Origin of the sequence: Paenibacillus taichungensis (genome assembly GCF_013359905.1) — a bacterium.
Classification (GTDB): domain Bacteria; phylum Bacillota; class Bacilli; order Paenibacillales; family Paenibacillaceae; genus Paenibacillus; species Paenibacillus taichungensis.
Genome location: NZ_JABMCC010000118.1, coordinates 811914 through 824904, shown reverse-complemented (window position 1 = coordinate 824904; position 12991 = coordinate 811914). Strand labels below are relative to the sequence as shown.

General features: G+C 47.6%; 9 protein-coding genes. All 9 read left to right on the top strand.

The window, feature by feature from the left end; genetic code table 11:
• The first annotated feature begins 35 nt into the window (after nucleotides 1-35).
• Nucleotides 36-1850, top strand: a complete 1815-nt coding sequence (locus HP548_RS26845) for a cache domain-containing sensor histidine kinase (RefSeq protein WP_246318220.1) — start codon at nucleotides 36-38, stop codon at nucleotides 1848-1850.
• On the top strand, nucleotides 1847-3406 hold the full coding sequence (locus HP548_RS26840; protein WP_175383317.1) for a response regulator transcription factor: 1560 nt from the start codon (nucleotides 1847-1849) through the stop codon (nucleotides 3404-3406). Before HP548_RS26845 ends, HP548_RS26840 begins: the two co-directional genes overlap by 4 nt.
• Nucleotides 3407-3690: 284 nt before the next feature.
• Nucleotides 3691-4596: an ABC transporter permease gene (locus HP548_RS26835; protein ID WP_205524889.1), complete on the top strand. Its 906-nt coding sequence runs from the start codon at nucleotides 3691-3693 to the stop codon at nucleotides 4594-4596.
• 22 nt (nucleotides 4597-4618) lie between these two features.
• Nucleotides 4619-5575, top strand: coding sequence for a carbohydrate ABC transporter permease (locus HP548_RS26830; RefSeq protein ID WP_064635967.1), 957 nt, complete (start codon nucleotides 4619-4621; stop codon nucleotides 5573-5575).
• A 58-nt stretch (nucleotides 5576-5633) separates the two neighbouring features.
• On the top strand, nucleotides 5634-7133 hold the full coding sequence (locus tag HP548_RS26825; protein WP_175383316.1) for an ABC transporter substrate-binding protein: 1500 nt from the start codon (nucleotides 5634-5636) through the stop codon (nucleotides 7131-7133).
• A gap of 100 nt (nucleotides 7134-7233) precedes the next feature.
• On the top strand, nucleotides 7234-9897 hold the full coding sequence (locus HP548_RS26820) for an endo-beta-N-acetylglucosaminidase (RefSeq protein WP_175383315.1): 2664 nt from the start codon (nucleotides 7234-7236) through the stop codon (nucleotides 9895-9897).
• Nucleotides 9898-10222: 325 nt separating this feature from the next.
• Nucleotides 10223-11230, top strand: coding sequence for a zinc-dependent alcohol dehydrogenase (locus tag HP548_RS26815; protein WP_099856966.1), 1008 nt, complete (start codon nucleotides 10223-10225; stop codon nucleotides 11228-11230).
• 12 nt (nucleotides 11231-11242) lie between these two features.
• Nucleotides 11243-12070 (top strand): sugar phosphate isomerase/epimerase family protein, encoded by an 828-nt coding sequence (locus HP548_RS26810; RefSeq protein WP_175383314.1) that lies wholly within the window; start codon nucleotides 11243-11245, stop codon nucleotides 12068-12070.
• A gap of 35 nt (nucleotides 12071-12105) precedes the next feature.
• Entirely contained in the window at nucleotides 12106-12984 is an 879-nt protein-coding gene (locus HP548_RS26805; RefSeq protein ID WP_175383313.1) for an AraC family transcriptional regulator, read from the top strand.
• The last annotated feature ends 7 nt before the right edge of the window (nucleotides 12985-12991 follow it).

Sequence of the window (12991 nt, the reverse complement as noted above, 5' to 3'; positions counted from 1 at the left end):
GAGGTGTTCAGGCGCGAATGTCCAGGATACGAACCATGTATAAGAACTACTTGAAGAAAAAAATGTTCAACAAAATTTTGCTGTTTTATTCCATGGTGATGGTCCTGTTGTTCATCAGCATCGCGGTATTGGCCTACCGCTACTATGAACAGCGAGTGGTACAGGAACAAATGGATGCGAGTTTGCAGGAGCTGGATATTGTCAGCATCAACTTGAATCAGCAGTATGAACGGCTGTATAATGCCGTGCAGCAGATTTATACCGACGCTATGATCGGCGATGATCTGAAGTATTTTTTGACTCATGAATACGAGGATTTTCTCAATTGGCGTCTGAATCAATATGCTTACAGCTACCGTACGGAGCGAGGGAACTTCGATTATCAATTACGTCTGCTGTTAAAGGATGAGGCTTCGATTGCAAATGTCGTCTTATACAGCACGGATCAGGATTTCTTCTATGTTCTTAATCGGGAGACCCAGCACTTTTACTATCATCCCAAGCTGTCTGCAGGGCATCAGGACTGGTTCCAGCAACTAAGGAGTGCACCTTGGCAGTACATGGGCAGCGAACCGCTTTTCGAAGGGAAAATGGATGATGAGCCTACTCCATACAGCTATGCGAATGTGCTCAAAGACTCCGTGACATTGAAGCAGTATGGTGCAATTATGTTTGAGCTGAATACAGACCGTATCAAAGGGCTTCTTCGAGACAGGCCGGGCGGCAAGAACAGTCGGATCATGCTGATGACCGGGGAAGGTGAGGTGATTTTCGATTCGCAGGGCAAGTATGACAACATTGTCTACCCGTACTGGGGGAAGATGAACTTGCCGGAGGATTGGGTGGATCTGGAGGAGCGTTCCAAGGTGCAGCTGCTGAATATCGGGAATACGGGCATGGTCGTGGCTTCTATTATTCCGGAGTCGCAAATCAAACAGAGCCTTCAGGCGATTCGTTTCAGCCTCATTGGGATTGTGATTCTGTGCATCATGATTAGCATCGCGGTGACGTTCACCATCATCCGTCGTTATTCCAAAAAAATTCACAGACTCGTGCTTTACATGCGTCGCTGGCAGGAGGGTGATCTGAGTAAACGTATCGAGATGGAGGGGGAAGATGAGCTGCAGCAGATTTCGCAGAGATTTAATCATATGTGTGATCGGCTGGAGTCTTACATAGAAACGGTATATGTGTCAGAGATCAAGCAAAAGAACGCGCAGCTTGTCGCTTTGCAAGCCCAGATCAATCCCCATTTTTTGTACAATACGCTCGAAAGCATCCGCATGAAAGCCATCAGTTTGGGAGCCAGGGATGTTGGGCAGATGATTTATATTCTCGCCACGATGTTCCGTCATTTGATCAAAAAGCAGACCCATGTCACCTTGGCGGAGGAAATAGAGCTGTGCGGCATGTACCTGGCTTTGGTCCAATATCGGTATGAGGACAAGCTGCACGTGGAGACCCATATCGAGAATGCAGCGGCGGGAAGCATGGTCGTCAAGTTGCTGGTCCAGCCGATTATTGAGAATTATATAGTGCATGGTTTTCGTACAAATGATGATGATAACCGGATCTCCATCACAGCCGAAGAAGAGAACGGCGTGATTCACATCCGTGTGAAGGATAACGGAAAGGGGATGTCCGCAGAGAGATTGCTTGAACTGCAGCATGGGTTGCATAAGGGTGATGAAGCTGCTGAGACATCTGACCGATCTTTGGGTCTTAAGAACGTGCACGACCGCATACGTCTGAATTATGGCAGTGATTATGGACTGCACCTGAACAGTATGGAGGGCGAAGGATGTGAGGTGACCATCAGCATTCCAGTTACAAGGGAGGAAACGGGATGAGAAGTGTAATGTTGGTCGATGATGAGCCGCTTATTGTGAAAGGAATGCAAGCCATCATTGATTGGGATCAGAATAACATGCAGATTGCCGGAACGGCATGCAATGGGTTGGAAGCGCTAGCAATGATGGACGAGGTTCCTGTCGATCTGATTATTACGGATATCATGATGCCGCAAATGACCGGACTTGAACTGATCCGGGAGACTAAAGCGCGCAATCCATATACCAAATTCATTATTTTGAGCGGTTACGAAGAATTCAAATATGTGCGGGAGGGCATCTCGCTGGGGGTCGAAAATTACCTGCTCAAGCCAGTCAATATGGATGAACTGGAAGCGACCATCAAGCATATGCAGCGGGATTGGGAGCACGAAGAGATGCGCCAGATTCAAATGGATCAGAGCTGGAGGATTCTGCGCAACAATATTTTGCAGCGGTGGGCGAACGAGACCATTGACGCCAAAGAATTCCGTGAGCGTGCGCAGATGCTTGAGATTCCCATGAACAAGTCCACATATTGTGCGGCTTCTCTGCGGATTGTAGGCGATGACAAGGGGGATGATCCCCAGATATATCTGCCGGGAATTGCTGAGCAATGTGAGCAGGTCGGGAACAAAGGCCTCCCGGATGGTTGCGGTGTTATCTGCTTTCCCGATCAGGAGGGAGACATCATGCTGCTGTTCGTTTCAGCCGGTACGGAAGGCAGTGCTGAGTGGCAGCTTCAGGCACTTAACAGGATGAAGCAGGCGGTCGCCGAGGATACAGGTGCACGTGTATGGGGGATCATCGGTCAATCCGAGTCGACCTATCTGGGTTTTCCGAAGAGCTGCAAGTCCGTAAAGCTATGGCTTCAGAATCATTTGTTTATGGATTGTAATACCTTCATCATGCAAGTGGAGAACGAAGAAGCTGCCAATGAGTATCAAGAGAAGCCAGGGCCTGCGATGGAGCAGTTTCACAAGCTGCTGCGGGATGGTGAAGGTACTGAGGTGGACCGGTTCATCGACGAATTCTTCATTGCTGAGGGTAAGGAACCCTGCCTCCCGAGAACACCGTTCTTCAATTCTGCAATCCAGCTTATGCTGGCCGCCAAGGAACTGGAGAAAACGCCTGACTATGGGGACATCTTCGGGCCCCTGTCCAGAATTCATACGCTCAGCAAACTGAAACAATTGGTCAGAAAGGTTGTTCATCGCACGCTGGATACATATCATACCGCCGAGAAAACGTACAGTCCGCATATCATGTCTGTGCTGGAGGTGGTGAAAAATCACTATCAGGATGAGCTGTCACTTAAGACGCTCAGTCAGAGGCTGGAGCTTCATCCTAACTACCTCGGCCAATTGTTCCAGCAAGAGGTCGGTACCACCTTTTCTGATTATGTGAACCAGTACCGAATCGAGCGTGCCACTCATTTGCTGTTATATTCGGACAAAAAGACGGCAGAAATAGCGGGCGAGGTGGGTTATTGGGACTCCACATACTTTTACAGACAGTTTAAGAAATATGCTGGCGTTTCTCCTACGGAGCTGCGCTCAATCTACATGAAAAAGTAAGCCGGGGCTCCGGCTGAATGAAGATACTCCCCATGTGGGGGTGTCTTTTTTGTTATGGAATGAATGTACGATCTTTAATTAATCCATCAATTTATTGGGTTTTTCAACTATCTCAAAATTGGTAGCGCTTGCATAATGGAGGTAGGAGTGAACGAGGAAATCCAAAGCACCAAAAGGGCTTAGATCCAGTGTTGATTATAGGGGATTAATGCTGGATGCAACTAAAGCAATAATGAACGAGATTATAAGGAGGGACAGCCGTGCAGGGCATCTTCAAAAGTCTGATGAAGAACAAGGCGTTTCTTCTGCTGGTACTGCCGGGAGCAGCTTGGTTTATCATTTTTGCCTATTTGCCAATGTTCGGAACGATTATTGCTTTTAAGGACTTCAGGATTCATCCGGGCGGATTTCTTGAAAGCGTTCTAAAAAGCGAATGGGTCGGGTTCAAGAACTTTGAGTTTCTGTTCTCCACCAGTGACGCCTATATCATCACACGTAATACGATTCTGTATAACCTGGGTCTGATCTTTCTCGGGTTGGTGCTCGCGGTGACGCTTGCGATCATCATGAACGAACTGCTGAACAAACGGCTGGCGAAGATCTACCAGACCGCGATGTTTATGCCTTATTTCCTGTCCTGGGTTATTATCAGTTATTTCGTCTTCTCGTTTCTGAGTGTGGAAAAGGGTGTGTTCAACCAGATCATTACCTATTTTGGTGGAGATCCGGTTAGTTGGTACAGTGAGACAGGGTATTGGCCGTATTTTCTCATTCTGCTCGGCCTGTGGAAAGGTGCAGGTTATGGCAGTGTAGTATATCTGGCGGCAATCGCAGGTATCGATCGTTCTTATTATGAGGCAGCGATGATCGACGGAGCCACCAAGTGGAAACAGATCCGGTACATAACGCTGCCCCTGCTCAGACCGCTAATGATCATCCTCACCATTCTGGCGATCGGCGGGATCTTCCGTTCCGACTTTGGACTGTTCTATCAGGTTCCGCGGGACTCTGGTGCGCTGTATCCGGTCACCAATGTCATCGACACGTTTGTATACCGCGGCTTGACCATTATGGGTGATACAGGAATGAGTACAGCTACAGGGTTGTATCAATCGGTTGTCGGTTTGATTCTTGTCCTGCTGGCAAACTATGCTGTGCGTAAAATTGAAAAGGATTATGCCGTATTCTAGGCTGCGGCAAGGGGGTGCTTCCATGAGTAATTTAAGCGAACCGGTAAAGCGGGCATCTGCCCATACGAGAAGGACCGGAAAGAAATCGAGAGATCTGAATGCCATCTCGCCATTATCCAATGTGATTTTTAATATAGCTATCGGTCTGTTTGCCTTATCTTGTATCTTTCCGTTTCTGTTCATTGTGATCATCTCATTTACCGATGAGAAGACGCTGGCGATCAATGGCTTTAAGTTATTCCCTGAAGTCTGGACGCTGGATGCCTACCGATTCCTTATGGAATCCGGGCAGCAGATGGCCCAATCGTTTGGGGTTACCTTAACGGTGACGGTTGTCGGAACCGCGCTAACACTGTATTTGGTCACCACGTATGCGTATGCCATCTCGCGCAAAAATTTTGCGCAGCGTCGGTTTTTCAGCTTTTTGGCCTTCTTCACCATGCTATTTTCCGGCGGTCTCGTTCCCAGTTACATCGTGGTTACGCAGGTGCTGCACTTGCGGGATTCGATCTGGGCGCTGATCCTGCCGTCAATCATGAACGCTTTTTACATTATCGTTATGCGTACATTTTTCACGACCACCGTGCCGGATGCGGTTATTGAGTCGGCCAAAATCGACGGAGCTACTGAGTTCGGTATCTATACGCGCATCGTACTGCCGATTTCGTTGCCGGGCATCGCGACTATTGGATTGTTCAGTACGTTAGGATTCTGGAATGACTGGTTCAATGCGCTACTCTACATCGACAATGCGAATTTGATTCCACTCCAGACATTGCTAATTCGAATACAGAACAATATGGATTTTGTTGTGCAAAACAGCAGCCGGGTCGTGTCCTACGACATTGCCTCGACACTGCCAACGGAGACCGTCCGCATGGCGATGGTTGTCTTGGCTACACTGCCGGTTGCGCTGGCGTATCCGTTTTTCCAAAAGTATTTTATACAAGGTCTGACCATCGGTTCGGTCAAAGAATAAGTCTGGTTGTGCCTGCCCTCAAAGGGCAGTAACAATAACATTAATAAGGGGGATACACATGAAGACAAGAAAAATCGCTCTGCTCATGGTTACTTTACTGCTTGCTTTTTCTACTGTTCTAGCAGGCTGCGGTAGCAGTAATACCAATGATACAAGCGGGAATGCGGCATCCGGGGGAGAATCCGGCGATAAGGACACAGTGAAGCTCAAGGTATATCTGATTGGTGGTCCACAGCGCGATCTGCCAATGGTGCAGGAAGAAATGAACAAATACTTAATGGAGAAAATAAATACAACCGTCGACATCACGATGATTGACTGGGGTGATTATTCCAAACGTATGCCAGTCATTACCGCTTCGGGCGAAAATTATGATATCGCTTTCACCTCTTCCTGGGCTTATGACTATCTGCCAAATGCCACCAGAGGAGCATTCCTGCCAATCAATGATTTGTTGGATAAGTATGGTCAGGGCATTAAAGAGCAGCTTGATCCACGATTCCTCACAGGATCGCAGATCGATGGCCAAAACTATGCTGTGCCAGTGAACAAAGAGTTGGCTTCGCAATGGGTATGGCGCTTCAACAAGCAGTACGTTGATAAATACAACATGGACATCAGCAAGATTCGTACATTAGAAGATCTGGAGCCTTACCTGCAGCAAATCAAGGACAATGAACCAGCCGACATTACTCCGCTGGCTGTTCCGAAGGGCTTTAAGCCTTATCTGGCGTTCGACTTCCTGCTCGGTGACGAATTCCCGGTTGGTATCAACATGAATGGTGACACTGGTAAATACGTTAATGTGCTGGAATCCGAAGAGCTGAAAAGCTCGTTGAAAACCATCCGTAAATACTATCAGGCTGGTTATCTGCGTAAGGATGTAGCAACACTGGAAGGCATCGACAACATCAAAACAGGCAAATGGTTTGTTGACCGTGAACAAACACAGCCGTACGCCGAACTGGGATGGTCCAGAAGTGCGGGCTATGATATCGTGACTACACCGATGCAGGATCCGGTTATTTTCACTGGCTCGGCAACAGGCGCTATGCATGCAATCTCGGCGAACTCCAAGAACCCGGAACGGGCTATGATGTTCCTGAACTTGCTGAATACCGATCCATATCTGCGTAACCTGATCAACTACGGCATTGAAGGAACACATTACAATAAGATTTCAGATAATGTCATTGAGGATCTGCCAGCGATGAAGGACGGATTCCAGATGCCTGGTTTTGCCCTGGGTAACTTGTTCCTGACTTACATGCACAAGGAAGATCCAGCTGATAAGTGGGAAGCGTTCAAGGAATTCAATAATTCCGCGAAAGTTGCTCCAAGCTTTGGCTTCAACTTCAATCCTGATCCGGTGAAGACGGAAGTGGCTTCCATCTCCGCCATCGTGAAAGAATTCTACCCATCCATCATGACGGGAGCTGTTGACCCGGATGAGCATCTGCCGAAAGCGATCGAGAAGTTGAAAGCGGCAGGTCTGGATAAAGTGATTGCAGAAGCACAAAAGCAGTACGACGAATGGAAAGCTGCAAATCAAAAATAACCTGAATTATAAAGTAGACATGGAAACGTCTGTCCTGGTTTGACGGACGTTTCTTTTTTCACCCTGATTAGTTTGCCAAAAATGGATTGGAGGGTACGGTATGAAAAAACTTGGTGCGAGTCTCCTATTTGTAATATTGGTATGCGCTGTTCTTTCCTCAGCGGCCTTGGCGAAGCAACCTTATTCATCCTATTGGCTGCCTGAACAATTGCTTAACTGGAATCCAGCTTCCGACCCGGATGCGGCATTTAACCGGAGCACCATTCCGCTCCAGAGCCGATTCACAGGAGAGGCAGTTAACCCGAACGCAACAAAAGATCCTAAAGTGATGGCCTTGTCTGCGTTGAATCAGGGAACCAGTGGCGTTCCGTCACAGGGCTCGGATACATTCTCTGCAAATACGTTTTCTTACTGGCAGTATGTCGACAAGCTCGTATATTGGGGTGGCTCGGCGGGAGAAGGTATTATTGTGCCACCAAGCGCCGACACGATTGATGCGGCACACCGGAACGGAGTGCCAATCATGGGCACAGTGTTCTTCCCTCCATCCGTATATGGTGGCAAATATGAGTGGGTGAAGCAAATGCTTCAGCAGAACAGCGATGGGTCCTTCCCGGCCGCGGATAAATTAATTGAGGTAGCGGAGTACTACGGTTTTGACGGTTGGTTTATCAATCAGGAGACTGAAGGTGGAACAGCCACTGACGCACAGTTAATGAAGACATTCCTCCGTTATCTTCAGGATCATAAGCCTGCCGGTATGGAGATCATCTGGTATGATTCCATGACGAAGGAAGGCAATATTTCATGGCAAAATGCGCTGACGGACCGGAATGCAATGTTCCTTCAGGATAACGGGAACAAGGTATCAGACAGCATGTTCCTGAATTTCTGGTGGAATGATCTTGGCAGTTCCGCGGCCAAAGCCAAAAGCCTGGGCAGATCACCATTTGAACTGTTCGCAGGCATCGATGTGGAAGCTAAAGGATACGATACCAGTCTGAAATGGAATTTGCTGTTTCCTGAAGGGAAACCGGCTGTGACTTCTCTCGGCATTTATCGGCCGGATTGGTCGTACAACAGCGCGGACAGCATGGCCGATTTCTTTGCCCGTGAGAATCAATTCTGGGTAGGCCAGAACGGTAACCCGGCCAATACGGCGACAAGCCAGGCCTGGAAAGGGATTGCGAACAATGTGATTGAATCATCGCCGGTGGACCAACTGCCATTCACGACCAACTTCAACACGGGCAGTGGTGAGAAATTCTATGTCCATGGCCAGCAGGTACGGGATAGTGGTTGGAATAACCGCAGTTTACAGGATGTGCTTCCGACATGGCGCTGGCTGACAGAAAGTAAGGGTAACGCACTTACGCCGTCCCTCGATTGGTCGGATGCCTACTATGGGGGCAGTTCCCTTAAGGTATCGGGGACGCTAAGTTCGGCAAATGCTACCCATCTGAAGCTGTATCAAACCGATCTGAAGATTGAGCCAGCTACCAAGCTGTCAATCACGTACAAAACGCAGAACAAGCCGAGCATGAAGGTTGGCCTGGCTTTTGCAGACCGTCCTGATCAGTTCGTCTTTTTGGATGTAAAAGACAAAAAGGCATCGGGTTGGACGACGGACATCTTGAATCTGACGCCTTATAAAGGAAAGCGGATTGTGGCATTGTCTTTGTATTTTGACAGCAAGGAAATCATATCGGATTATGACATCCATATTGGTCAGATATCCATTCAGAAGAATGCTAATCCAGTGAAGCCACTTGAAGCAGTTGAAGAATTGAATGTCATCCAATCCGATTTCCGCGGCGGTATATACGGTGATGCAAGGTTGAAATGGAACGCGTTGGACAACGACAAGGAAGTTCAACAATATGAGATTTACCGTGTCCTGCCCGACGGCAAAGAGACTTGGGTGGGTGCGACCACCAATAACGTCTTCTATGTGCCTGAGATGAAGAGAATCAACGCGGAACAGGCGACTGTACTGAAAGTCGTGGCAGTGAATGCAAAATATGAGCGCGGCCAGGCTGCCAGCGTGACCATTCAGTGGCCGGCGTATCCTAAGCCGGAAGCAGGATTCAAGGCAGATGCAACACTGATCACACCTGGCCAGCAGGTGCATTTCACTGATCTCTCTTCCGAGGTGACGGAAGGCTGGTCGTGGACTTTCGAGAATGGCAGTCCGGCTGTCAGCACGGAGCAAAATCCAGTGGTAACGTATGACAAGGAAGGCACGTACAATGTGACGCTTACAGCTACCAACAGCTCGGGGCAGGATACGGTAACGAAGCAAGCTTTGATCACCGTAAGCAGGGGCGCTTCCGGGATTAAAAATGTCGCACTTGGCAAAACGGCCACTGCCGACCACGCCTGCGGCCCTGCTGAAGATGCGGGAAAGGCAATTGACGGCAAGGTGACGGACAACAGCAAATGGTGCGCACTGGGTAATCAGCCGCATTGGCTGCAAGTGGATCTTGGCAAAGAACATCAGATCAGTGGTTTTGTCATCAAACATGCTGAGAGCGGTGGGGAATGGTCTGGATTTAATACGAGCGACTATTCGATCCAGGTCAGTGCTGATGGCGTGAATTGGTCAGATGTAGTTCATGTACAGGGGAATACCGCAGCCGAAACCTCGGATGCAATTGCACTGGTCAAGGCTCGTTATGTGAAGCTGAATGTGCTGAAACCTACGCAGGGCGGCGATACGGCAGCCCGAATCTATGAGTTTGAGGTTCATGGGCTGCAGCCGTAGTTGGCGGTTGAGAAGTGACAAGTGTAGCTGTGAAATTAGCAAAAAAGGAACCATGCGGCCAATCCGGTTTCAATAACGGCCGGCTATCCCTGAAGTAGCCGGTCGTCTAACGGGTGTACCGCATTGTATCAGACTACGACTGAATAAGATTGAATTTGAGGCTCACAGATCATTGGATCTTGTGAGTCTTTTTACGTTTATGCTGGATTCGCTTACAAAGGTTTTAAAATCGTTGTTTTAGATAAAAAATCGGTTTTGCAATCAAAGACAATGCGAATGAAAAGTCTTATATTGTAGTTAAAAAGATAAGAAAGGAGTGAAGGTGATGAAGAATAGAAAGATCATGTTTGCTCGTCCGCTGCAAGTGGAAACGGTAGAAGAGGATTTTATTTTGCCAGCTCTAGGGGAGAAGGAAGTATTGGTAAAATTGATCTATTCCCTCATCAGTCCGGGAACGGAGCTGGCCATGTTATCGGGAAAAGAAGAGTGGGCCAAGCTTCCCGTATGTCCGGGGTATGCAAGTGTAAGTGAAGTGATCGAGGTGGGACAGGGGGTACACCATGTTCAGCCTGGGGACGCTGTGTTCCATTATGGTCAACATGCTGAATATCAAGTGGTATCCACAGATCATGTTTTCATCAAGGTACCTGAGCACTTGGATTTGAAGTGGGTTCCCTTCACCCGTATGGCAACGGTGGCATTCACCTCCGTTCGTGTATCCAATATTGAACTTGGGGACGTTGTTGGCGTGACGGGGCTTGGATTGGTAGGGAATTTGGCGGCTCAATTGGCACGCCTTCAAGGGGCAACTGTGATTGGCGTGGACCTGTCACCAGAACGAATTCGAACTGCCCAGACATGTGGGGTTGACTATACGCTTCATGGCGGAGAAGATAAAGTAAAAGAAAAGATACATGCCCTAACGAATGGAGCAGGTGTATCCACTCATATTGAGGCGACGGGTGTACCCAGTGTAGGTGTTCAAAGTCTGGAGTGGATCGGGAAGCTGGGAGAGATTATTTTCCTGGGCAGTCCACGAGGCGAATATAACACGGATGTCACCGATATATTGAACTACTGCCACCTGTATGGACGAGGCTGTATTACGTTTAAGGGGGCACATGAATGGCGCTTCCCGGTTGAGCCGAACGAATTCGTTAAGCATTCCCTGGTGAGAAATTCGAACATTGTATTTGAACTGATGTTAAAGAACAAGCTGCATATCGAACCATTGATCAGCCATGTGATGAAGCCGGATCAAGCGCAAGAAGCATACGAGGGACTGAGATTGAATAAAGACCAGTATAACGGTGTACTGTTTGACTGGTCCTAGGAGGAGATTATGATGATTAGAGGGTTAACAAGAGCAGGCTTAGGGAACATCGAGTCCAATGAACAATATATTACGAATGCTGCAAAATACGGATTTCAGTCTGTAGATTTGAATCCGCTCTCATTCATTGAAGAGGTTGGCAAGGAACAGGCCAAACATCTGTTGGAAAGCAATCAGGTGATCATCGGTTCATCCGATCTGACCGTAGACTGGAGAACCACAGATGAACAGTTTCGTGATGGTCTTCAATCGCTGGTTCAAATGGCAGAAGCCTCTGCTGCATTGAACTGTTACAGCTGTTGTACCTATATTTTACCTTCCACAGATCAGCCAGCAGCATCATTTATGGCGGCAGCTACCAAACGCTTGAGATTGTGTGCAGATATTCTGGACGCCTATGGAATTCGACTGGGCCTGGAATTTGTGGGTTGCCATCATCTGCGCACTCAATGGAAGAATCCATTTATTTGGAGTGTGGAGGATACGCTTGACTGGATCGAAACAATTCATGCTCCCAATGTTGGTTTATTGGTGGATTCCTATCATTGGCATACGAATGGATTAAAGATCGAAGAAGTGTTGGATCTTAAGAAGGAACAGATTGTCCATGTTCATATCAATGATGCTTATGATCTGCCCATTGAAGAATTGCTGGATCATGAGCGTTTATACCCTGGCGAGGGAGTAATTGATCTGCAGGGATTCTTGAAGAATCTAAAAGCGATTGGATACACTGGCGTCGTATCTCAAGAGGTGCTTGCACCAACGCCAACTGTCGATTCAAGTGAATTGTTTGCCAAGTCCAAAGCAGGCTTCGATAAAGTGTTCGCGAAAATATAACCGGATCAGTGAGAAGGCAGTGGGGAGGAATACATGTGTTTGAGCCATGGATGAATAGCATTTCGCCATTCGTAAGAGCGGCAAGAGTGACGGAATCATTTTCTTTGGCAGGGGAATGGATAGACCACGATCATGTGTATACATACATTGAACAAGGGGAAGCGGAGTTCTTCTTGAGTGGTGTGAAATACCTGGTCAAAGAAGGCGACATTGTGCTGATGCATCCATTCATGTCTCATATCATTCGGTCCACCTCCACGCAGCCATTGATTCAGTATATTTTTCATTTTGATCTGTACTATGAGGAAGAGCGTAGTTTATTGAAGAATACGAGTGCAGCTCATAGTGAACGACCTGATCTGGCGGATAGGGAAATGAAGCTGGCTTCCATACGCCCAATCTCTCATTTGCAGCTAGCCGATCGAATTGAATGGAAAAAGAGATTTGCGCTCATGCATAAGGAGTTTCAGGAGCAGCGGGGAGGATCTTCGTTAATTACGAAATCCATATGTTTGGAGTTGCTGCATCTTTTTTTCAAAAATCAATCCGAAGATCAAGACCAAGAGGGAAACATGACCAAGGGGTGGGCATTCATTGAAAAGTCGATTCGTTATATTCATGAATGCTACGCCGACCCTCAATTAAATAATGTAGCTATCAGTAGACATGTCGGTGTATCGACGAACCATTTATCGCATTTGTTCAAAAGCAAGCTGGGGATTACCCTTCACAAATATGTGACGCATATCAGAATAGAGCAGTCCCAGAAAAGAATTATTGAAGGAACACATAATTTAACCCGGATTGCCGAGGAAGTTGGCTTTTCGAGTATTCATCTGTTCAGTCGGTCTTTCAAGGCTGCTGTAGGTATCACTCCCAGCAAATATGCAGCGATGAAATCGAGGGTAGAGTAAACTCAGT